The organism is Dactylosporangium sp. NBC_01737, from assembly GCF_035963215.1.
Classification (GTDB): Bacteria; Actinomycetota; Actinomycetes; order Mycobacteriales; family Micromonosporaceae; genus Dactylosporangium.
The window spans coordinates 8,418,907-8,440,743 of the sequence record NZ_CP109153.1; the positions used below are offsets into that span (position 1 = coordinate 8,418,907).

Genomic DNA, 21,837 nt, shown 5'->3' on the forward strand with positions numbered 1-21,837 from the left:
CCGGCATGAGCGACAACAGGTCGAGGACCGCCCGCAAGGCCGCCACGGCCGCGCGGATGTACGACTACTACCTCGGCGGCATCCACAACTTCGCCGCCGACCGCGAGGCCGCCGAGGCGGTCATCGGGCAGTACCCGTTCATCCGTGACGCGGCCCGGGCCAACCGGGCGTTCGTCGTCAACGCGGTGCGGCACGTGGCGGGCGAGGGCGTGCGCCAGTTCCTCGACCTGGGCTCCGGCATCCCGACCGTGGACAACGTGCACGCCGTCGTCCGCCGCGTGCACCCCGGCGCACGGGTGGCCTACGTCGACATCGACCCGGACGCGGTGGCCGAGAGCATGGAGATCCTCGGCGGCGACGAGCACGCGGTCGCGGTGCGCGGCGACGTGCAGAACCCGTCCGCCGTGCTGGGCCATCCCGAGGTGCGCCGGATTCTCGACTTCGGCGAGCCGATCGGCCTGCTGCTCGCCGCCGTGCTGCACTTCATCCCCGACCACGAGGCCGCCGACCGGGTCGCCGCGCAGTTCGTCTCGGCGCTGCCGAAGGGCAGCTTCGTCGTCGTGTCGCACTCGGCCACCGAGAGCTTCGCGCTCATCGATCAGAGCACCATCACCGAGAACGTCTACCAGCGCCGGACCTCGACGCCCGGCACGGTGCGCACCCGGGAGCAGGTCGAGCGGTTGTTCGACGGCCTCGAGATGGTCGAGCCCGGCGTGGTGTGGGCGCAGCAGTGGCAGGCTGGTGCCCAGGTCGCGGACACCACACCCCTCGGGCTGGGCGGCCTGTGGGTCGGGGTCGCCCGCAAGGTCTGACCGGTCGTCCGGGTCCGGCGCGCTCCGGCTAGCCGGCCAGCAACTGGTCGAACTCGCCCTTCTTCGCGCCGTCGAGGAAGGAGTCCCACTCCTCGATCGTGAACAGCACGGTGCTCTCGTCCGGGCGCTTGCTGTTGCGCACCTCGATCTGCCCTGCGCGTCGGCGTGCCTCGACACAGCTGCCACCGTTGCCCGTCGACCTGCTCGACATGATCCAGTCGCTGTCGCCATGCATCGTGCTGTCTCCCTTGTGTGACGCGCCTCCGAGTCGGAGGCCTCTCTTGTCACGCACAGTAATCGAAATCAACACCTGCCGATCATAAACCGGACAAGGTGCACTATAAACCCCGTGGAACGGCGCCTTCTTGTTTCGCGGTGAAATCTTCGTCGACTGAGCGTAATTGATCAAGGGTCGGAGGGAAATCTCACCCAGAAGACTTCCGTCATGAAATCTTGCACGGTGGAAGTTGTGCCGCCATGATGATGGGGCATGATCCGACACACGTCATCACGACCAGTCGGCAATGCTCGGGCGACCATGACGCTGCGGCAGGAGAGGACATCGGTGGATATCCTCAGCCACGCGAGCCCGACCGCCGCACCGCAATACGACGAGACCGAGTCGGAGCTGGCCAGGTTGCGGGCCCAGGTGGCCTCCCTGCAGTCCGAGCGGGCCGCCCTGTGGTGGGACATCAACCACGACGACCTGACCGGCCTGGGCAACCGCCGCCTGCTCGTCAACGCCGGCCCGTCCCTGCTGAGCAGCACCGGCCGGTGCGCGGTCGTGGTGCTGGACCTCAACGGCTTCAAACCCGTCAATGATCAGTACGGCCACGCGGTCGGCGACGACGTCCTGCGCACGGTCGCCCGGCGGCTGTCCCGCTGCCTCGGCGACGAGCTGGTCGTCCGCCTGAGCGGCGACGAGTTCGCCGCCATCCTGACCGAGTCCTCGATGCCCGGTCACGGCAGCGACTGGTCCTCCCGGGTCGGCGCCCTTGCCGCGGCGATCGCCGAGCCGATGGTCATCGACGGTCACCAGCTGCGGGTCACCGCCTCGATCGGCGTGGCCACCACCAGCGGCGGCGACCACGTGACGGTCGCCGAGCTGCTGCGCCGCGCCGACCTGGCCATGTATCGCGCCAAGGCCGACCGCTACTGCTCCAACGTCGTCTGGGACTGATCGCCGGGACGCGGATCGACCGCCGATCAGGTGGCGGGGGTCAGCCGGTGGGCGGGGGCGCAGAGGCGGTCGTAGAGGGCGGTGGTCCGCGCGACCATCGTCCGGACGTGGTGGTGTTCGAGGATCGAGCGCCGGGCCGCCGCGCCGAGCCGGGAGCTGCGGGCCGGGTCCGACGCGAGGCGCGCGAGGGCGGCGGCGACCGCCGCAGGGTCGCCCGGTGCGACGAGCTCGCCGGTGACGCCGTCGGCGACGAGGTCGGCGAGGCCGCCGACGGAGGTGGCGACGACCGGTTTGCCGAGGCCCATCGCCTCGGCGACCGCCAGGCCGAATCCTTCGGCGAGGCTGGGGGCGACGATCGCGTCGGCCTGCCAGAGCACGCCGGGCATCTCCTCGGGCAGGCGCGGGCCGGCGAAGTGGACGACGTCGTCCAGGCCAAGGCGACGGGCCTCGGACCGGGCGGCGAGCGCGTATTCGGAGGGGCCGTCGGGGCCGACGATCACGACCCGCAGCCGGGGGACGTCGCGGCGCGCGATCGCGGCGGCGCGGATCAGTTCGAGGGTGCCCTTCGGCCGGTAGATGCGGCCGACGCAGAGGGCGACCCACGCGTCGGGGGGCAGCCCCCACGCCGGGCCGTGGCCGGCCGGCGGGCGGGCGGGCACGGTCGCGGGGACCTCGACGCCGTGCGGGATGCGGTGGATCCGGTCGGCCGGAACCCCCTCCACGCGGGCCCTGTCGTAGTAGAAGGAGCTCGGGGCGATCACCGCGTCGGGTGCGAGGCGCCGGAAGGCGAGCTGCAGGCGCCCCCGGCCGAAGGGTTCGGCCTGCGGCGCGTGCTCGTGGATCGTGACGACGAGGGGGATGCCGTGGTGGTCGGCGATGATCCGGCCGAGGACCGCGGTCTCGATGCTGTTGGCGTGGACGAGGTCGAGCGGTCCGGTGCCGTCCAGGACGCCGTCGAGGACGCCGTTGAGCTCGTCGAGGACGGAGAACTGCATGGAGCGCCAGGCGACGCGGCGGCTGTCGGTGAGTTGCTCGGTGTACCGGGTGAGGCGGTGGACGCCCGGCTGGCGTTGCGACGCGGCGCCGGCCAGGGTGCGGCCGTCGGTGGCGACGGTGACGGTCCAGCCGGACTCGGGTGCGTGGGTGAACAGCCGGTGGGCGTACCGCTCCGCACCGCCGGGTGAGGGCGGGAACCACGACGCCAGCAGGAGCGCGTGCGGCACGGCTACGCCACCTCGAATGCTTGCCGCAGGGTGTCGCGGTTGGCCCGGACGTAGCGGATGTCGGTCTCGTAGAGGCCGGTGTGGCCTTCGGCGATGTGCTGCTGGAAGGCCTCGTTGCCCTGCGCGGCCTGCTCGCGCATGAAGTCGATGAGCGCCTGGAGCCGGTCGGGGACGACGTCGATGACGTCGGCGCCGGCGGGTGGGCCGTAGGCGCGGCAGAACGCCGCGGCGCGGTGGCCCTGCTCCTCGGCGGTGCCGAAGCTCTCGGGGTTGCCCGGCGCGTGCAGCGGCGCATACCGGTACACGGCGTAGGCGAGGTCCCAGACGCGCGGCCCGGGGTGTGCGGCGTCGAAGTCGATGAACCCGACGGTCAGGCCGTCCCTGACGACGCTGTTGTACGGCGCGATGTCGCCGTGGCACATGACCTCGACCGGCGAGCGGACCTTGAACAGCCAACGGTCGCCGGGCTCGGGCCGGAAGCCGGTGGTCGCGTCGTGGAGGTTTCGCAGCAGGGTGGCCGCGGAGGTCAGCAGCTCCGGTGTACGCAGCTGCGGGGTGAGCGTGTCGTGGACGTCACCGTCGAGGAAGGTGAGGCGCTCGTTGCCGTCGGCGTCGAAGCCGAGCGGTTGCGGGGCACCGCGGAAGCCGGCGTCGTGGACGTGTTGCAGCAGGCGGTGGATCGCGGGTGCCGCGGGCGACGCCGGGCGGTGCACGACGTCGCCGCGGCGGCGGACCACGTTCACCCCGCCGCGGAATTCCTGATAGTCACTCATCGGAGGCGCTCGCTTTCTATGGAGCCGGGAACTTCACAATGCCCGTTCGGCGGGCGCAGTTCGGGGACGTCGGGCGGCAGCGCGCCGCAGAACCCGGCGGCCGTGCCCAGGTCCGCGGCCGGGCCGGTCCGGCCCGCGGTCCGCAGCAGCTCGGCGCGTTCACCCCGCAGCGCGCCGGGCCCACTGACCTCGCGCACCGCCGCAACGGTGTGCCGCATCTGCGTCTTGGTGAAGAAGCCGTTGTTGACGAGGGCGCGGAAGCGCGCGGCGTCCTTCAGGCTCCACCGCGGGGTGGTGGTGGCGTGCCGGTCCGCGGGAGCGACCATGTCGAGTTCCAGGTCGAGGGTGTCGATGCCCCACGGCCTGCGGGCCGGCGGGTCCTGGAAGTTGAGGTACCAGCCCACGGCGTGTGCCGTCCCGGGGCGCAGCAGCAGGCCGAGGGCGAACCACCGGTCTCGCGGCATGAGGTAGTGCACGTCGTGCAGGGTCCACGGCCGCGGCGCCAGCTGCCACCGCGCCGGGCCGAGCCGCAGCAGCCGCCGGCCGTCTTCCGTCGGCGCCAGGTACACCGAGCCCGCGCTGATGCGCAGCGCTGTCGCCTCGGCCGTGTCGTGCAGCACCGTGACGGGGACCAGCGCCCACGTGCGGCCGGCGACCGCGTGCCGCAGCATGACCTGCGCGCCGGCGGGCCACAGAGCGTTCATCTGTCCCAGCGCACGTAGGCGATGGGTGCCTCGCGCCCCTGGATGTCCAGCATGCGCAGCTCCAGGCCCTCGCTGCCGAGGCTCTCGCGGACGGCGGCGGTCTCACCGGGCCATTTCGGGTGGGCGATCTCGTCGAACGCGATGATGCTGCCTTTCGTGAGGTAGGGCTTGACGGCGTCGAGGGTCGCCCGGGTCGGCTCGTAGATGTCGAGGTCGAAGTAGGCCAGGGCGACGACGGTCTGCGGGTTCTCGCTGAGGTACGCCGGCACGGTCTCGCGCACGTCGCCCTCGATGACCAGGGTCCGCTGGATGTGCGCCAGCGGGTCCAGCGACTCGTGGGCGGCCAGCACGTCGCGCAGATGCTCGACGTACCCGTCCGGGGTGGCGAACCGGCCGAGGCTGGCGCTCGGGCTCACCAGGTCCATGTCGGCGAGGTCGGGGAACCCGCTGAAGGTGTCGAACCCGATGATCCTGCGGGTGGAGTTGTACGGCTCGTAGATGCTGCGCAGCGCCGTGAACGTCGCCAGGTGGCGGCCGTGGAACACCCCGAACTCCATGACGACACCCGGCACGTTGAGGCTCATGCGGTACAGCGCGTCCATCGACAGGATGTCGACCAGCTGGTGGCGTCGCACGTACAGGCCGAGACTGTCCAGCAGGTAGCTGCCGGGGATCGGCGAGCTCTGCAGCAGCGCCGTCAGGCCGGTGCGCGCCGAGCGTTCCTGTTCGGACTCGTGGGGGAGGGTCCGCGGGTCCTTGTACTGGCCGTCGGTCATGAACGGTGTCGCCTCTCTACGTTCGTGCGGGCGTGAGTTCGGCGGTGCCCGGCCATCCCCGCAGGCTGCCGGCGTCCGAGCCCAGGTCGAGGCCGTGCAGGACGACGTCGGCGAGCGGGCCGGCCGCGGCGGCCAGCAGCGGGGCGGGCACGCCGCGGCCGAGGCCGCCGGAGGCCATCGACGCGGCGGCGGCCCGCCCGGCCGGGGTGTCCGCGTGCCGCCGGACCTCGCCGGGGTCGGCGCGGCCCGAGCCGGTGAGCAGCATCCCGGTGGCGTACGCGGTGAGCCACAGCTCGTGGACGGCGGCGGCGGGGAGGCCCGCCGGCGCGGCCGGGGCCTGTGCCCGCAACGCGTCGTGGTCGGTGCCGAGCAGGTGCAGCATGTCGGCGGTGCGGGACCGCAACGGTGCGGCCGACGCGGGGGTGCTGGTGAGGAAGGAGCACGTCGTGCTCTCCGACAGGTACGGGATGATCTCCGGCGTGTCGAAGAGGCGTCCGGCGTCGCCGTGCGGCGCGTGCCCCGGGTAGCAGACCGAGCCGCGCCGGCCGTGGTCGGTGTTGCCCATGATGCTGGTCAGGTCGTCGTGGTCGACCAGGTTCGGGACGGCCACGACGACGGGGACGCCGGCCCCGTGCAGGTAGCGCAGCACGGCGATGTCACCGGCCTCGGTCAGGTCGTCGTGGGCGCGCAGGAACGCCGCCAGGCCGGATGCCGCGCCGGCCGGCAGGATCAGGCCCTGCGTCGGCACGTAGATGTCGATGACCTGCGCCGCGTCGCGGCCGGACCACACGGCCATGCGGGTCAGCGCGGCCGTGCGGGCGCTGTCGTTGACGAACAGGGACACGGCCGCCGACGGGAACCCGCGGATGAGCGCGGCGCAGCCGTCGAGCAGGTCGGCGCACGGCAGCGCGTCGTCCTCCAGCACCAGATGATGGGTGGCGCCGGGGTCGGCCGAGGCCCAGGCCACGGCCGCGGAGCGCACGCTCGTCGGCGGGCCGTCGGGCCTCGGATCCATCGCGACCGTGAGGCCGGGGACCTGCTCGCGCAGCCGCGCCACGGCGGCCGTGCGCCGCGGGTGCGCCATGACGGCCGCGGACAGGGTGGGCCGGACGGTCACGCGACCACGATGGGGCTCTTGACGACCGGCCCGTCCGGCGGCTGCACCCCGGCCCAGTCGACGCACGTGTACCGGTCGGGGTGCACGGCGACCTCGACGACCTGGCAGTTGCGCAGCCAGTTGTCGTACCCGTAGACGTGCGGGAGGTTGTCGCAGATGGCCGGGATGAGCAGCTGCAGGACGCCGCTGTGCGCCACCACCAGACCGGTGCCGCCGTCGTAGGCCTTCGACATCCGGTGCACCGCCGGGATGGCCCGCCGCAGCACCTGCCGGGCGGTCTCGCCGCCCGCCGCGACGGACACGTCGAGGTCGCCGTCGACGCACCACGCGCGCCACGTCCGATCGATCTGGTCGAACACCTCGTTGTAGTCGCGGCCTTCGAGCTCGCCGACGGAGAACTCACGCAGGTCGCCGTCGACCACGACCGGTGTCGCCCCGCGCCCGTCGACGACCATTTGCGCCGTCTGCAGGGCACGGGTCAGCGGGGTCGTGTGCACGGCCACGAGCGGGACATCGGCGAGCATCGCCGTCAGTTCCCGCCCCTGGGCCACCCCGTTGTCGTTGAGCGGCGGGCCGGGCGGCGACGTCGACAGTTTGTTGATCGCGTTGTCCGCGGTCTCGCCGTGGCGGGCGAACAGGATTCGGTCAAGCACAGTCGTGGTCCCTCGAGGTGAGTGGCAGGGCCGTCGCAGCGGCCCCGCCGGCGAACGGGATGAACGGGATCTCGTGCGCGCCGGCCGCGGCCATGGCGGCCCGCAGGTCCGGTTGCCGGCCCTCTTCGACGCTGACCAGCAGGCAACCGCCGCCGCCGGCACCGAGCAGCCGGCCGCCGTCGGCGCCGTGGCGGCGGGCCAGGTCGTACAGCCGGTCGACGGTGGAGGTGCTCACGTGCGGGCTGAGCTCGCGCTTGATCCGCCACTGCCGGTCCAGCAGCGGACCGATCTCGTCGACCGCCCCCGCGGTCACGGCGGAGAGCATCGGTTCGACGAGGGCGCGCAGCGCGTGGAGCCGCTCGATCGTGCCGCGGTCACCGGAGGCCGTGCTGGTGGCCTGCGCGTCGAGCACGGCGCCCGCGTCGCGACGCTGACCGACGTGGAACACCAGCAGCCGGTGGCTCAGATAGTCCGTCGTCCTCGGCGGTACCGCGACCGGCGCCGGCGTCACCCGTCCGGACCTGTCGATGTCGAGCAGGAGTACCCCACCCAGCGCCGCCGCGTAGTGATCCTGTTTGCCGACCGGCCGCCGCAGGTCGGTGCGTTCGACCTCGCCGGCGTCCTCGGCGAGGCGGACCGGGTCCGGGACGCGCCCCTCGGCCTCGGCCAGCGCGCCGAGCAACGCGACACCGAACGCCGCCGAGCTGCCCAGGCCGGTGCCGCTCGGCGCGTCGGTGAACGACGCGATCTGCAGGCCCGAGTGCACGCCGTGGCGGTGCAGCGCGACCCGCGCGATCGCGTTGTGCAGGTGCTCGACCCCGGCCGTCACCTGGGTCTCCTCGAAGGCGGCCGTGACCGATCCGTCGAAGCTGCGGGCGAGCAGGGAGACGGTGACGAACCGGTCGATCGCCATGGTGAGCACCCGCCCGCCGAACCGGCTGGCGTAGCTGGGCAGGTCGGTGCCGCCACCGGCGAGGGACACCCGCATCGGCGCCCGGCACATGACGGCGACTGCCGGCGACACGGCCGTCATGCGGTCACGCTCCAGCGGTCCACGAGCGCCGACACCGCGCCGGGCAGGTCCTCGACGACGGTCGCGGGGGCGCGCAGCCTGGTGACCTCGTCCCGGCCGCGGCCGGTGAGCACGAGCATCGCCTCGACGCCGGCCCGCCGGCCCGCTTCGACGTCGGTGCAGGCGTCTCCGATCATGGTCGAGCGCGCCGGGTCGAGCGACAGGTCGCGGATGGCGCTGGTGAGCATCCCCGGCTCCGGTTTCCGGCACGGGCAGCCGTCGGCCGCCACGTGCGGGCACAGGTAGGACGCCGTGAGCATGACGCCTTCCCGGGTCAGGGTGTCGGTGATGTGCCGGTGGATGTCCAGCGCCTGCTCCAAGGTGATGAGGTGCTTGCCGACCACCGCCTGGTTGGTGACCAGCACCAGGGCGCGCCCGGCCGCGTTGAGACGGCGCAGCGCCGGCCCGACGCCGGGCAGGAGCTCCACGTCGGCGACGCGACGCAGGTATGCCGGGTGGTTGGTGACGACGACACCGTCACGGTCCAGGAACACCGCGGCCGGCGAGCCCGGCGTGGCATGGTCGATGCGCACCGGCGCGGTCATCGGCTCCCCTGCATGGCGGCGCGCAGCTGCGCGGCGGCGGCGTAGGGGTCGATCGGGGTGAAGCGCAGCCCGGTCGCGGTCTCCGCGGCACCCAGGATGAGCGCCCGGGTCGGTGACCGGAGCAGGCCGACGACGTTGACGGCCAGGTGGGCGGCCGGACCGGGGTCGATGTCCTGCTGCACCCACAGGTGGTACGGCATCGGCCGGCCCACGACCCGGTCGAGCCCACGCACCGCATCCGCGATGGCCTGCGCCAGGCCGGCCCGTTCGGCCGGCAGCAGATCGGTGAGGGCGGCGACGTGACGGCGGGCCACGATCCGCAGGCTGAACGGGGACAGTGGCGCGACCGGCACCTCGACCCGATGGTGCGCCGACTCCGCCAGTGTCAGGCCGGGCTCACCGCCGGCGCATCCGGGACAGCCGCGCCCGTCGTCGGCCGGCCAGTGCTCGGGCCGCAACGGCAGCCCGAACAGCTGGCTGTGCGGGTGCGCGACGGTCGCGCCGGCCTCGGCTCCACGGTTCTCGAAGACGAGGACACACGCCACGTCGGGCAACCGGGCGACGTCGGCGCCGCGGTCCGCCCACAGGTCGACGACGGCGTGGATCCGCTCCGCCGGCATGCCGCCGAAGTCGTCGTGGTCGTCGCCGTGCACGATCACCTCGCACCGGCCGGCACCGATCGCCGGCCACCGGTTGGCGAACGCGTACGGCGGCGCGTACGGCTCGGGCGCCTCGGCGCCGTGCACGCAGAACGGGCAGGCCAGGTCATCTCCGGTCGGGCGCGCCGAACGGGCCGGCGCGACGAAGACGAGCCGCCCCGACCACGCGTCCCGGACCAGCCGTGGCTGGGCCACGGGCCGGGTCGGGCCGGGCGCCGCGGTGGGTTGCCGGCTCACGGGCCGGACCACGCGACCGGTCGCGCGCCGGCGAAGGCGCGTTCGGCGGTGCCGCCGAGGACCGCCTCGACGTCGTCCTCGCTGAAGCCGGCCCGGCGCAGCCGGGTGGTCGCCGCCGCGACGCCGTCCGGGGCAGGGGTCTCCCAGCCACCGAGGGCCGGAAGGTCGTCGGCAGGCGGGCGGTCCGGTGTCCCGTCGGGCCGCTCGAGCAGGCCGACGACGTGTTCGGGCCCGGCGCGGCGGATGACGGCGTGCACGTCCGGGTCGGGCGCGCCGAGGTCGACGCACAAGGTCAGGGCGCCATCGCGTGCCAGGGTTGTGAGCCGGCTCACGGCGGGCCCGCCGGTCGAGCGGACCAGCAGCCGCGCGACCCCGTCGCCGGTGTCGCCGAGCGTCACCGGATCGACGGCGGTGGAATCCACCATGACCAGCGTCCCGTGCTCGGAGCACCGCCGCCGGACCGCGGCGAGGTCGCCACGGGCCGCGGCGCCGGTGAGGTGCACGTAGGCGGCGGCGCCGCGGCCGTGCCGCAGCAGCACGGCGAGGTCGGCGACCCGGTCGGTGCCCACGGCGATGCCGCGGATGTTGGGCAACCGGCCGTCACCCTTGGCGTCGGCGAACGCGTCGAGCAGCGCCGCGACCGCCTCGGGGCGCCCGGCGGCGGGCAGGACGGGCACGACGGTCCACAGCCGCGCCGCGGCGGCCCGGTCGAGCCGCGAGAGGTCGTCGGCCGCGGTGATGTCGCGGCCGTCCAGGGTGCGCAGATGTATCACCAACGGAGCCATGCGCACACCCTCCTCGTCTGCGGACACGCAAAAACGGAGGTATAGCGACATGTCTATTCGATCTTTGCGCCGGCCCCCGTTGCCTGCGCGAAGGATGCTAGGCAACAGATTTGTCTGCTGTCAATGCGCATTCATGTCGGCGGTGAATGCGTCATTGACCCTCGCGGTGCGTTCTTGTTAGCCTCCGGAGAGCGCTTCCCTAGATCGATCTCAGGGAGGCGACGTTGCAACGGGGGGAACGGGGAATGATTCACAAAAGGCTTCACGCTGCGCGCATCCGGGTCTTCGGGGGCGGCCGGTGAGCGCGTCCGTGCCGGTCGGCCCGGCCGTGCCCGCGTTCACCGCGGACGACTTCCCGGCCTGGCCCATATGGTCCGCCGAGGAGCAGGACAACCTCACCGCGGCCCTGCGGTCCGGGGCCTGGGCGGGCAGCCGGGCCCGTCAGACACGGCAGTTCGCCGCCGACTTCGCCCGCTATCAGGACGCGCGGCACGGCCTGGCCATGTCCAACGGCACGACGACGCTGGAGGCGGCGCTCGTCGCGCTCGGCGTCGGCGAGGGCGACGAGGTGATCGTCCCGGCGCTCACGTTCGTCGCGACCGCCACCGCCGTGCTGCGCGTCGGTGCGACGCCGGTCATCGTCGACGTCGATCCGGGATCGCTGTGCATCCGGGTCGATCTGGTCGACGAAGCTGTGACGCAGCGCACAAAAGCGGTGATCGCGGTGCACCTGGCCGGCGCGGCGGGCGACCTCGACGGGCTCGTCGAGCTGTGCGAGCGGCGCGCGCTCGCGCTGGTGGAGGACTGTGCCCACGCCCACGGCAGCCGCTGGCGGGGCCGCGGCCTGGGCTCCTTCGGCGCGTTCGGCAGCTTCTCGTTCCAGCAGTCCAAACTCATGTCGTCGGGTGAGGGCGGCGTCCTCGTGACCGGCGACGAGGCGCTCGCCGTGGCGGCGTGGGGCTACGCCAACGGCGGCCGGGACGCCGCCGGCACCACCTACCACCACCCGTCGATCGGCACCAACAGCCGCATGACGGAGTGGCAGGGGGCCGTCCTGGCCGCGCAGCTGGGGCGCTACCCGCAGCAGTGCGCGACCCGCAACGCCAACGGTCTGGCCCTGGCGGAGGCGCTGGCGCAGATCCCGGGACTGTCGGTGCAGACGCGCGACGAACGCCTCGACAGCCAGGGGTATTACGCATTCGTCGTGCACTATGTCACGGAGGAATTTGCCGGAATGCAACGTGGCACTTTTCAAGCGCTGCTCGCGGAGCTCGGCGTGCCAATGGTCGATCCCTATCCCTCTTTGACGATGCTCGATGTGTTTTCGCAACGTCAATTCGCGCCGACGCGGCGCGGCCTGACGCACTCCTTCACCGCCGCCGCCGCGCCCGTGGCCGAATCGGCGATCGAGACCACGCTCTGGATGCACCACCGGGCGCTGCTCGCCGAGCGCGGCACCGTGCTGCACATCGCCGAGCTGTTCGCGGACATCAGGCGGCGGGCGGGGCGGCTCGTCGCCGCGTCGAGTTGAGGGCGGACCCGACATGACCAGCAAACTGATCGTCTCCCCGCACTTCGACGACGCCGTGCTGTCCTGCGGCGCCAACCTGCTGACCGGCGGCCGACCGGCGACGGTGCTGACCGTCTGCGGCGGCGTCCCCGGCCCCGGCACGCCGCCGTCCAGCTGGGACTGGCGGTGCGGATTCCTCGACGGCCATTCGGCCGCCGTGCGCCGCCGGCAGGAAGACGAGCGGGCGTGCGCCGCGGCCGGTGCGACACCGGTCCACCTGCCATTCACTGACTCCCCATATTCGGGCCCGAAGGACGTCACGGAGGTCGCCGCGGCGCTTGAGCCGCACCTGGCGGCCGCCGGTGAGATCTGGGCGCCGAGCGGCATCGGGATCCACGAGGACCACCTCGCCACCCGCGACGCCGTGGTGCTGGCCGCCCAGCGGCTCGGCATCGCCCGGCTGTACCTGTACGCCGACAGCCCGTACGCCGGCGCCACCGGCTGGTCGACGCCCGACGAGGAACGCACCGGCACGCTGCGCTGGTCCGACGCGATGGCGTGCCTGCCCGCCGGGGTCGAGCTCGGCGAGCTGCAGCTGCGGCAGCTCACACCGGCCGACGCGGCGGCGAAGATCGCGCTGGTGCGGGAGCACGCGTCCCAGCTGGCCGGGCTGGGGCGGTACCACCACAATCTGACCTGGCTCGACGGGCAGCTCGCCACCGAGGGCTGGTTCGTCTGCTCGGTGACGACACCGGCGATCGCGCAATGACGGCGGGGACACAGGCGGCGCCGGACCTCGCGGCCGCCGCCCGTCTCACCGTGCTGGCGGCGGCCTCGGTGCACGACCCGGAGGCGAGCGTCAGCCCGTCGCTGTGGACGCGGGTCGAGCCGCACTACCGGGCGCTGGAGCGCCTCGTCGCCGGCGTCGACGGCGAGGTGGCGGCGGCGCTGGCAGCGCACGGCCGCGGCCCCGGCGACCGGGACCGCCGCGCCCGGCTGGAGACGGCGGTGGCGGCGGCGCTGGCCGCGGACCCGCAGCGGCTGCGTGAGGCCCGGCGGCTGCTGCGGCTGATCGCCGAGTTCGGGCGGCTCCTGCCGCACGAGAGCGAGACCTATCGGGACACGGCGTTCGAGCCGGTGGAGCAGCAGATCCAGCGGCTCCTCGGGGCGATGCGCCCGCGGCCGGTGCACCGTCATGATCCGCACCTCGTCGTGGTGGTCTCCTACCGGGTGGCGCAGGCCGGCACCGACCGGATGCGCAACCTGCTGTGCTGCCTCAACGCCCTGCACGCGACCCACGATCCGGACCGGGTGCGGATCGTGGCCGTCGAGCAGGACGACCGGCCGCGGACCGCCGAGCTGGTCGGCCCGCTGGTCGACCGGTACGTGTTCGCCCCCAACCCGGGTCTGTTCAACTACGCCTGGGGACGCAACGTCGGCGTGCGCGCCGCGGCGACGGACGCCCCGGTCTGCCTCCTGGACGCCGACATGGTCGTCGGGCCCGAGTTCGTGGCGCAGTGCGTCGAGGCGTTGCGTGACGGCGCCGAGGCGTTGCTGCCGTACGACCGGCTGCTCTACCTGGACGCCCGTTCCAGCGCGACCGTCGTCGCCGACGTCGCCACCGGACGAGGGGTCAGCGCCGACGGGGCCGGGCTGCGCGGGTACATCATGCGCGAGATCTACGGCGGCGCGATCGTCGCGACCCGGGAGCTGTTCGACCGGGTCGGCGGCCAGGACGAGCGCTACCGCGGCTGGGGCGACGAGGACAACGAGTTCTACTTCATGCTGCGCCGCAACGGCGTCCTGCGCAGGTCCGTCGGCTGGCTCTACCACCTCGACCACGCGCGACCCCCGATGCGGGACGGCACGCTCAGGATCAACCGGGCGGCCATGGCCGTGCCGCGCAGTCCGGGCGGCGAATACGGAGATCCCGCCCGTTACAGCCGGCCCGCCGATCCGGGCACGGCACACCCTCCCGACGAGAAGGACGTAGTTCGTTGATGCACTCGACTACCGCCACCGATCGTCCCAAACAGTCCGATCCCGGCGGCACGGTCGCCGCGCTCTACCTGGACGACCTCGCCAGAGCCGCGCAACGCGTCGACCGCGACGGGCTCAGCACGGCCGTGGACATGATCCACGGGGCGCTCGTGCTGGGTCGCCGCGTCTACGTCGCCGGCAACGGCGGCAGCGCCGGCGCCTCCATCCACATCGCCGCGGACTGGGCGAACGCCGCCGCCGCGGTCGGCTGTGCCGTCCCGGTCGTCGCGTTGTGCGAGAACATCTCCCGCCTGACGGCGATCGCCAACGACCGCTCCTATGCCGACGTGTTCTCCGACCAGCTGCGCACCAGCGGCCAGCCGGGCGACGTCCTGGTGCTGCTCAGCGTCAGCGGGCAGTCGGAGAACCTGCTGCGCGCCGCGACGGTGGCGCACGAGCTGCACATGACCTCGATCGGCATCCTGGGGCACCGCGGCGCCGTCGCCGCGCACCTGGACCACGTGGTGCTGATGGGCGACCGGGACTACGGGATCGCCGAGGACCTGCACATCGCGTTCGGGCACATGGTCGTCCGGCAGCTCGACGGCGGCCGTCCCCGGGTGTTCCAGCCCGCCCCGAACCACACCGACAACCGCATGGGGGAGGGCGTCCGATGAAGGCCATGGTGACCGGCGGAGCCGGTTTCATCGGTTCACACGTCGTCGCGCAGCTGCTGGACCGCGGTGACGAGGTGGTCGTCCTCGACGACTTCTCCACCGGCACCGAGCACAACCTGCGGGCGGCCACGGGCACGTCGGGCGACCGGCTGCGCACCTACCGGGTCGACATCGCCGACGACGCCGCGGCCGGGATCGTGCGGCGGGAGCAGCCTGAGGCGCTGCTGCTGATCGCCGCCCAGTCCAGCGTCAAGGTGTCGATGCGCGACCCGATGCAGGACGCCCGGGTCAACGTCATCGGCATGCTGAAGATGCTGGAGGCGGCGAAGGCGTCCGGTTGCCGCAAGGTCGTCTTCGCGTCCAGCGGCGGGACGATCTACGGGTCGGTCGACGAGGCGAGACTGCCGCTGCGCGAGGACTACCCCACGGCCCCGGTGTCCTTCTACGGCGTCACGAAGGCGGCCGTCGGTCACTATCTCGCGGTGTACCGCCAGCAGGCGGGGCTCGACTACGCCGCACTCGCGCTCGGCAACGTGTACGGGCCGCGCCAGTCGCCGTACGGCGAGGCGGGCGTGGTCTCCATCTTCGCCGGGACCATGCTGTCGGGCCGGCCGTGCGTCATCAACGGCGACGGTCTCACCACCCGCGACTACGTGCACGTCACCGACGTCGCACGGGCGTTCGTCCTGGCGACCGGGCGGGGCACCGGACTCATGAACATCGGCACCGGGATCGGCACCGCGGTCAACGACATCTACCGGCTGCTGCGCGAGGCGCTCGGCCACGACCTCGACCCGGTCCGGGGTCCCGCGCTGCCCGGTGAGGTGCGCCGCGTCGTGCTCGACATCGCCACCGCCCGCGCCGAACTCGGCTGGGAACCACGCATCGGCCTGAAGGAGGGCATCGGGACCGTGTCGGACTGGCTGCGGGCGCTCCCGCCCGGACATCCGTCGGCGCCGAGCGCCGCGACGAGCGCGGCGGCCCGCGGATGAGCGCCGTGAGCCTGGTCGAGACCCGGGACGCGGTCCGCGCGAAGGAGGTGCTCCTGCTCGACGTGGGCGGGCTGCTGGTGCGGCCCGACCCGGCGCGGATCGTCGCCGCGCTCGGCGCGGGCCACGCCGTCACCGCCGACTCCCTGGACCGGGCGCTGTACTGCCACGGCAAGGTCGGTGCCGGCCTCGGACCCGGTGACGACGACGACGACTTCGTGTTCCGGTTCGTCGTGGCCGCCGGGGCAACGCCCGAGCAGGTCCGCGCCGCGTTCCAGGAGCTGCGCGACATCGTGCTGTTCTCCTCCTGGGTGCCGCGTGACCTCACCGGCGACATCGCCGCGCTGCGCCTGATCGAGGTGCACCTGCCGCACATCGCGCTGGTGACCAACTCCGAGGGCGGCGCGGAGGAGATGGTCAGGCGGCTCGGCATCGCGCAGGTCGGCCCCGGGGAGGGGATGGAGGTCACGGCCGTGATCGACTCGGCCACGCTGGGCGTGCACAAGCCCGACCCGGAGATCTTCCGGCTCGCCGCGGGCCTGCTCGGCAGCACCCCAGACCGCTGCGTGTGCGTCGGTGACTCGGTCCGCAACGACGTCGACGCCGCCCGCGCGGCCGGGGTGCTGCCGGTGCACTTCGACCCGTACGACGACTGCCCCGACCGGGACGGCCACCTGCACGTGCCGTCCCTCGCCGCGTTCGCGACGTGGTTGCAGTGACGAACAACGCCGACGTGCTGGTCGGATACGGCCGCATCGCCGAGGTCCTGTACGGCCCGGAACTCGTCGCCGCGCAGGAGGCGCTGACGGTCGTCGAACCGTCCGAGGAGCGGCGGGCCGCGGCCGCCCGGCTCCTGCCGAAGGCGACCCTGCTCGACAGCCTCGACGCGCTGCCGCGGGCCGAGGGCGACGCCGTCGCGCTCAACCTGGTCCCCGGCCCGCGGCACGCCGAAGTGACCCGGCGCCTGCTCGACCTGCACCACCACGTGTTCTCGGAGAAGCCCGCCGCGCCGACCCCGGCGCAGTGGACCGACCTCGCCGCGCTCGCGCAACGCTCCGGGCGGGTGCTGGTGGCCGCGCCGGTCACCGCGTACTTCTCGGGCGTCGAAGCGCTCCTCGACCGGGTCCGCGACGGTGGGATCGGGGTCACCGGCGAGGTCCACGGCGTGTTCACCGCCGCCGGCCCCGCCCGCCGCGGTTACATCGACGCCGATCGCGCCTGGTTCTTCGGCGCCGACTCGTGCGTGATCCGGGACCTCGCGCCCTACGCCGTCGCGCCGATGGTCCGGCTGCTCGGGCGGCCCGACCGGTTCACCTGGTACCGCAACGGCGTCCGCCTGCCGGTCCCGGTCAGACCCGAGGGCACCGTCACCCCCGTGCACGGCAACGCCGCGATCGGCATCGGCCAGTGGGGCGACGTCATCGGCCGGGTCGAGGTCGCCTACCGGCCCTGGGCCGGCACGGTCGAGGCGAGCATGACCGCCTACGGCAGCACCGGCTCGCTGCGGTGCGACCTCGACGACCCGCCGCTGCCGGACCGGCCCGGCCGGGAGAAGGCGACCGGTGCGTTCGACCTGATGCGGCGGGCCCTGACCGACGCCGCGTTCCGGGCGAGGCACGTCGAGGACGTCACGACGGCGCTGGAGATCATCGACGGCCACCGGTACGCGGTCGCCGTGACCGGGCAGGAGGCAGTGGCGTGAGCACCCGGGCCGTCGACCACTGGTGGGCGGAGGCCGTCCGGCCCCGGGTGCTGATCGCGCGCCTCATCCCGCGGGCGGGCCGGCCACTCGTCGCCGTCCTGCTGCTGGTCAACGTCGTGCTCGGGGTCGCGCCGGTCGCGTTCGTCGTCGCGTCGAGCATCGTCATCGGCAGCGTCCCGGACGCCGTCGCGGGCGGGGTCGGTTCGGCCGCGTGGGACCGGCTCATCGTGACGTTCCTGGTCGCGTCGGCGATCTTCGTGCTGCAGCAGGCCCTGGCACCGGCCCAGGTCGCGCTCGGGGAACTGATGCGCCGGCGCGTCGACGGGTACGTCCACCAGCGGATCATGACGGTCGCGCTGGCCGGGGCCGGTATCGCGCCGATGGAGGACCAGGACGCCCTCGACGCCATGAAGGAGGCCGGCCGAGGCATCGACGGCAGCATGGAGACCCCGGGGCAGGCCTGCGCCGGCCTGCTCGCGCTCGTCGCCCGGTACACCCGCCTGGCCGGGTTCGCGGTGCTCGTCGGCGTCGCGGTCTCGTGGCTCGCCGCGGCGGCGCTCGCCACGGCCGTCATGGTGTTCCGCTACGGCAACCGCGGCGGGCTGCGCAGGTACTCGGCCGAGTGGGGCAAGGCGATCCCGACCTTCCGGCACGCGCTCTACCTGCGCGACCTCGGCCTGCGCGCCGAAGCGGCGAAGGAGCTGCGGATCTTCGGCCTGATCCACTGGCTCGTCGACCGGTACGAGACCGTCTACCGGGCCTGGCTCGACCCGGTGTGGCGGGCCCGGCGCAGGATCCTGCTGGTGCCCTTCCTCGGGTATACGGCGATCGGCCTGTGCGTGGCCGTCATGGTGTTCGTCATGATCGGCCGGGCCGGCGCGGGCGGCGCCACGTCGCTGACCGAGCTGGCGCTGGCGCTGCAGGCGACGGTCGCGGCGCTGTTCCTCGCCGAGTACTACCCCGAGTCCGACGACGTCACGCAGCTCGGCATGCTCGCCCTCAGCGCCCTCGACCGCTTCTCCGAGGTGGCGTCCACGTATCCGTCGGCGTTTCCGCCGGACGCGGACCGCACGGGCACCGCCGACCCGGTGGCCGTCGCGCGCCCGTCGGTGCGGTTCTCCGGCGTCAGCTTCGCCTACCCCGGCTCGCAGCGCGCCGTGTTCGACGGCCTCGACCTGGAACTGGAGGCCGGCCGGTGCACCGCCCTCGTCGGGGTCAACGGCGCCGGGAAGACCACGATCGCGAAGCTGCTCACCCGGCTGTACGAGCCGGCCTCCGGCAGCGTCCGCTTCGGCGACCACGACATCCGCGACTTCCCGCTCCAGCTGTGGCGGCAGCAGGTCAGCGTCATCTTCCAGGACTTCGTGAAGTTCGAGCTGTCGGTGGCGGAGAACATCGCCTTCGGCGCCGCGCACGTGCCGCCCGACCCGGAGCGGATCCGCCGCGCCGCGGACCTGGCCGGCGCGCTCGACTTCATCGAACGCCTCCCGCTCGGCTTCGACACGCCGCTGTCGCGCGCCTACGACGGCGGACGGAACCTGTCCGGCGGGCAGTGGCAGCGCATCGCCATCGCCCGGACCCTGTACGCCGCCGGCGCGGGCAGCCGCCTGCTCATCTTCGACGAACCGACCTCCGCCCTGGACGTCCGCGCCGAGGCGGCGTTCTTCGACCGGTTCCTCGACCTCACGAAGGGCGTCACGTCGCTGTTGATCTCCCACCGGTTCTCCAGCGTGCGCCGGGCCGACACGATCGTCGTGCTCGAAGCCGGCCGGGTCGTCGAACGCGGCACCCACGACGAGCTCATGGCCCGGGACGGCCGCTACGCGCGGCTGTTCACGTTGCAGGCCGGGCGGTTCGTCGACGGCCACGACCTGCCGGCGGGCCAGGTGACAGGATGAAGGACACGTTCAGGGCCTGCCGCGAGCTGCTGACGCTGTGCTGGCGGCAGAGCCCGGGCAAGCTCGCCGCCTCGGTGATCCTCAAGCTCGCCGCCGCCGCGTCGCTGCCCCTGTCGGCGGTCGGCCTCGGCGCGCTCACCGACGCCGCCGTCGCACACGATGCCGGCCGGGCCGCCGCCGCCGGAGCCGTGACCGCGGCCCTCGTCATCTCGTCGATCACCCTGGCCCACTTCGCGCACGTCTTCTACTTCGAGCTCGGCGAGATCAACCTGCTGACGAAGGAACGGCAGCTCATCGAGCTCGCCAACGGCTCGGCCGGGCTCGATCACCATGAGCGCCCCGAGTACGCGGACAAGATGCAGGTCCTGCGGCACGAGGTGGAGCGCGTCGGGTACAGCAGCATGGAGGCCCTGCTGTCCGCGGCGAGCGTCTCGCTGTCCCTGCTCATCACCGGCGTCCTGCTGGCCCGGCTCGACCCGCTGCTGCTGCTGTTGCCGCTGACGGCACTGCCCGCGGTGTGGCTCAGCGGCCGCGCCCAGACGCTGCAGGCCAAGGGCCGCGAGGCCGCCGCCGAGCCGACCCGCCGCGCCAAACACATCTTCTCCGTCGCCACGGAGGCCGCAGCGGCGAAGGAGGTCCGCACAGCAGGCCTCGCCGGCGAACTGCGCTCCCGCCACGGTACACAGTGGACGGTCGCGACCCGGGCGGTGTGGCGCGCCGAGGTGCGGGCCGCCGCCCTGCGGATCGTCGGCCAGCTGCTGTTCGCCGCGGGCTACATCGCCGCGATCCTGGTCGTGGTGACCGCCGCCGCCGAAGGCAACCACAGCATCGGTGAGGTGGTCCTGGTGTTCTCCGTCGCCGGCCTCGCCAACCTCCAGGTGACCGCCGCCGTCGCGGTCCTGCAGGACCTGCAGCGGGTCTCGCGGGTCCTGGCCGACATCCGCTGGCTCGACGCGCTCGTCGCCCGCCCCGGACCCACGACGACCGGCCCGGCCCCGGTCGTGCCGGAGCGGATCAGGCACGGCATCCGGCTGCGGGACGTGACCTTCGCCTATCCCCAGACCGGCCAGCCCGTCCTGCAGGACGTCGACATCGTCCTGCCGGCCGGCTCGACGGTCGCTGTCGTCGGCGAGAACGGCGCCGGCAAGACGACGATCGTCAAACTTCTGAGCCGCTTCTACGAACCGGCGCGGGGAGTCATCGAGGTCGACGGCACCGACCTCGCGCTCCTGCCGCTGCCGCAATGGCGCGAGCGGATCGCTGGAGCGTTCCAGGACTTCGTCAACTTCGAGTTCATCGCCCGGGAGAGCGTCGGCGTCGGCGACCTGCCCCGGATCGACGACGAGGCGGCCGTCCTGGCGGCGCTGCACCGGGCCCGCAGCGAGAGCGTCCTGCCACGGCTCGACCAGGGGCTGTCCACCCAGCTCGGCAAGTCGTACACCGACGGCGCCGAACTGTCCAAGGGTCAGTGGCAGAAACTGGCGGTCGCCCGGGCGATGATGCGCAACGACCCGCTGCTGCTCATCCTCGACGAGCCGACCGCCGACCTGGACGCGGAGTCCGAACACCTGCTGTTCGAGCAGTACGCCGCCAACGCCAGACGCCTTGCGGACGCCTACGGCACGATCACGGTCCTCGTGTCGCACCGCTTCTCGACGGTACGGATGGCCGACCTCATCCTGGTCGTCGTCGGCGGCCGGATCGCCGACTCGGGCAGCCACGACGAACTGATCGCCCGCGGCGGCCTCTACGCCGACCTCTACGGCCTGCAGGAGCAGTCCTACCGCTGACCACCGCCGTCGTCCGGCCCCGCTCCCGCGGCGGCCTGCCCGCCGAACTCAGTTCGTGGACGCCAGGAGCAGGCCGGCGAGTTGCGTCAGCGAATCGACCACCCAGTCGGCGGTCCGGCGTACCAGCGGATCATCCGCCCACAGAAATCCCCAGGGGCCGCGGCGGAGCAATGCCGTCCGGAGGCCGGCTGCGTGTGCGGGAATCACGTCGTTGTCGCGGTGGTCGCCGACGTAGAGGATCTGCGACCGCTCGCCCGGAGCGAAATCGGCGACGAGGTCGAAGAATGCCGGGTCGGGCTTGGCGATTCCCCATTCTTCGGAGGTGGCGATCGCATCGGCCGGAAGCCGCAATGCGCGCAGCAACGCGGCCACCCGGACGGTCTGGTTGCCGGCGACGCCGACCCAGACACCCGCCTCCCGCAACCGCCGCAACGCCGGCATCACGTCCGGGTACAGGTCGGCGGCGCTGATCTGTTGACCGCGGCCGGCGGCCTCGCGCCGGGCCCGCTCGGCCTGCGGGTCGAAGCCCGGCCGGAAGTACTGGAACGTCTCGGCGTTGTCCCTGCCCTCGGCGGTGACCGCCCCGAGCACGGCGGAGAACGTGTGCCGGGGCACGCCGATCCAGTCGGCCCACGCCGCGAACTCGCGGGTGTCGTCCAGCAGCGTCTCGCCGACGTCGAACACCACAGATCTGATCATGGGGAGCTCCTCACAAAACGCGAATTGGCCTCATGTATCTCATGACAAATGCAACT

General features: G+C 72.9%; 23 protein-coding genes. 11 read left to right on the forward strand and 12 right to left on the reverse strand.

The window, feature by feature from the left end; genetic code table 11:
- Positions 1-5: 5 nt before the first annotated feature.
- Complete coding sequence (locus OHA72_RS38085; RefSeq protein ID WP_327000915.1) at positions 6-812, forward strand: SAM-dependent methyltransferase; 807 nt, start codon at positions 6-8, stop codon at positions 810-812.
- A 28-nt stretch (positions 813-840) separates the two neighbouring features.
- On the opposite strand, the gene OHA72_RS38090 is transcribed toward OHA72_RS38085, so the two are convergent.
- Positions 841-1,047, reverse strand: a complete 207-nt coding sequence (locus tag OHA72_RS38090; protein WP_327000916.1) for a DUF397 domain-containing protein — start codon at positions 1,045-1,047, stop codon at positions 841-843.
- Positions 1,048-1,377: 330 nt separating this feature from the next.
- Here OHA72_RS38090 and OHA72_RS38095 point away from each other — a divergent pair, with 330 nt between their 5' ends.
- Entirely contained in the window at positions 1,378-1,992 is a 615-nt protein-coding gene (locus tag OHA72_RS38095; protein WP_327000917.1) for a GGDEF domain-containing protein, read from the forward strand.
- Positions 1,993-2,018: 26 nt separating this feature from the next.
- Here OHA72_RS38095 and OHA72_RS38100 read toward each other — a convergent pair whose 3' ends face one another.
- Genes OHA72_RS38100 through OHA72_RS38145 form a run of 10 tightly spaced genes read right to left on the reverse strand, consistent with a single transcriptional unit; the run spans position 2,019 to position 10,536 of the window.
- Positions 2,019-3,215 (reverse strand): glycosyltransferase family 4 protein, encoded by a 1,197-nt coding sequence (locus tag OHA72_RS38100; RefSeq protein ID WP_327000918.1) that lies wholly within the window; start codon positions 3,213-3,215, stop codon positions 2,019-2,021.
- A 2-nt stretch (positions 3,216-3,217) separates the two neighbouring features.
- Positions 3,218-3,988 carry a phosphotransferase gene (locus tag OHA72_RS38105; RefSeq protein WP_327000919.1) on the reverse strand — a complete coding sequence of 257 codons (771 nt, stop codon included), beginning with the start codon at positions 3,986-3,988 and terminating at the stop codon, positions 3,218-3,220.
- Positions 3,985-4,692, reverse strand: coding sequence for a ribonuclease FAU-1 family protein (locus OHA72_RS38110; protein ID WP_327000920.1), 708 nt, complete (start codon positions 4,690-4,692; stop codon positions 3,985-3,987). Before OHA72_RS38110 ends, OHA72_RS38105 begins: the two co-directional genes overlap by 4 nt.
- Positions 4,689-5,468 carry a class I SAM-dependent methyltransferase gene (locus OHA72_RS38115; protein WP_327000921.1) on the reverse strand — a complete coding sequence of 260 codons (780 nt, stop codon included), beginning with the start codon at positions 5,466-5,468 and terminating at the stop codon, positions 4,689-4,691. Before OHA72_RS38115 ends, OHA72_RS38110 begins: the two co-directional genes overlap by 4 nt.
- A 16-nt stretch (positions 5,469-5,484) precedes the next feature.
- Positions 5,485-6,585, reverse strand: coding sequence for a hypothetical protein (locus OHA72_RS38120; protein ID WP_327000922.1), 1,101 nt, complete (start codon positions 6,583-6,585; stop codon positions 5,485-5,487).
- Entirely contained in the window at positions 6,582-7,238 is a 657-nt protein-coding gene (locus OHA72_RS38125) for a histidine phosphatase family protein (protein ID WP_327000923.1), read from the reverse strand. The genes OHA72_RS38120 and OHA72_RS38125 overlap by 4 nt, the downstream gene beginning before the upstream one ends.
- Complete coding sequence (locus OHA72_RS38130; RefSeq protein ID WP_327000924.1) at positions 7,231-8,271, reverse strand: GHMP family kinase ATP-binding protein; 1,041 nt, start codon at positions 8,269-8,271, stop codon at positions 7,231-7,233. The genes OHA72_RS38125 and OHA72_RS38130 overlap by 8 nt, the downstream gene beginning before the upstream one ends.
- Positions 8,268-8,855 carry a D-glycero-alpha-D-manno-heptose-1,7-bisphosphate 7-phosphatase gene (locus OHA72_RS38135; RefSeq protein ID WP_327000925.1) on the reverse strand — a complete coding sequence of 196 codons (588 nt, stop codon included), beginning with the start codon at positions 8,853-8,855 and terminating at the stop codon, positions 8,268-8,270. Before OHA72_RS38135 ends, OHA72_RS38130 begins: the two co-directional genes overlap by 4 nt.
- Positions 8,852-9,751 carry a hypothetical protein gene (locus tag OHA72_RS38140; RefSeq protein WP_327000926.1) on the reverse strand — a complete coding sequence of 300 codons (900 nt, stop codon included), beginning with the start codon at positions 9,749-9,751 and terminating at the stop codon, positions 8,852-8,854. The genes OHA72_RS38135 and OHA72_RS38140 overlap by 4 nt, the downstream gene beginning before the upstream one ends.
- Entirely contained in the window at positions 9,748-10,536 is a 789-nt protein-coding gene (locus OHA72_RS38145) for a hypothetical protein (RefSeq protein WP_327000927.1), read from the reverse strand. The genes OHA72_RS38140 and OHA72_RS38145 overlap by 4 nt, the downstream gene beginning before the upstream one ends.
- A gap of 328 nt (positions 10,537-10,864) precedes the next feature.
- Between OHA72_RS38145 and OHA72_RS38150 the strand changes: the two genes are divergently transcribed.
- The 9 genes from OHA72_RS38150 to OHA72_RS38190 are packed head-to-tail and all read left to right on the forward strand — an operon-like array spanning position 10,865 to position 21,082.
- Complete coding sequence (locus tag OHA72_RS38150; RefSeq protein ID WP_327000928.1) at positions 10,865-12,067, forward strand: DegT/DnrJ/EryC1/StrS family aminotransferase; 1,203 nt, start codon at positions 10,865-10,867, stop codon at positions 12,065-12,067.
- Positions 12,068-12,080: 13 nt separating this feature from the next.
- Positions 12,081-12,815 carry a PIG-L deacetylase family protein gene (locus tag OHA72_RS38155; protein WP_327000929.1) on the forward strand — a complete coding sequence of 245 codons (735 nt, stop codon included), beginning with the start codon at positions 12,081-12,083 and terminating at the stop codon, positions 12,813-12,815.
- Complete coding sequence (locus tag OHA72_RS38160; RefSeq protein WP_327000930.1) at positions 12,812-14,047, forward strand: glycosyltransferase family 2 protein; 1,236 nt, start codon at positions 12,812-12,814, stop codon at positions 14,045-14,047. The genes OHA72_RS38155 and OHA72_RS38160 overlap by 4 nt, the downstream gene beginning before the upstream one ends.
- Positions 14,047-14,703, forward strand: a complete 657-nt coding sequence (locus tag OHA72_RS38165; protein WP_327000931.1) for an SIS domain-containing protein — start codon at positions 14,047-14,049, stop codon at positions 14,701-14,703. Before OHA72_RS38160 ends, OHA72_RS38165 begins: the two co-directional genes overlap by 1 nt.
- Positions 14,700-15,695, forward strand: coding sequence for an NAD-dependent epimerase/dehydratase family protein (locus OHA72_RS38170; RefSeq protein WP_327000932.1), 996 nt, complete (start codon positions 14,700-14,702; stop codon positions 15,693-15,695). Before OHA72_RS38165 ends, OHA72_RS38170 begins: the two co-directional genes overlap by 4 nt.
- A 5-nt stretch (positions 15,696-15,700) precedes the next feature.
- Positions 15,701-16,411, forward strand: a complete 711-nt coding sequence (locus OHA72_RS38175; protein WP_327000933.1) for an HAD family hydrolase — start codon at positions 15,701-15,703, stop codon at positions 16,409-16,411.
- Positions 16,408-17,394 carry a Gfo/Idh/MocA family protein gene (locus OHA72_RS38180; RefSeq protein WP_327000934.1) on the forward strand — a complete coding sequence of 329 codons (987 nt, stop codon included), beginning with the start codon at positions 16,408-16,410 and terminating at the stop codon, positions 17,392-17,394. The genes OHA72_RS38175 and OHA72_RS38180 overlap by 4 nt, the downstream gene beginning before the upstream one ends.
- Positions 17,391-19,292, forward strand: coding sequence for an ABC transporter ATP-binding protein (locus OHA72_RS38185; protein ID WP_327000935.1), 1,902 nt, complete (start codon positions 17,391-17,393; stop codon positions 19,290-19,292). Before OHA72_RS38180 ends, OHA72_RS38185 begins: the two co-directional genes overlap by 4 nt.
- Positions 19,289-21,082 (forward strand): ABC transporter ATP-binding protein, encoded by a 1,794-nt coding sequence (locus OHA72_RS38190; protein ID WP_327000936.1) that lies wholly within the window; start codon positions 19,289-19,291, stop codon positions 21,080-21,082. Before OHA72_RS38185 ends, OHA72_RS38190 begins: the two co-directional genes overlap by 4 nt.
- Before the next feature lie 48 nt (positions 21,083-21,130).
- On the opposite strand, the gene OHA72_RS38195 is transcribed toward OHA72_RS38190, so the two are convergent.
- Positions 21,131-21,781, reverse strand: a complete 651-nt coding sequence (locus OHA72_RS38195) for an HAD family hydrolase (RefSeq protein ID WP_327000937.1) — start codon at positions 21,779-21,781, stop codon at positions 21,131-21,133.
- Positions 21,782-21,837 lie beyond the last annotated feature (56 nt).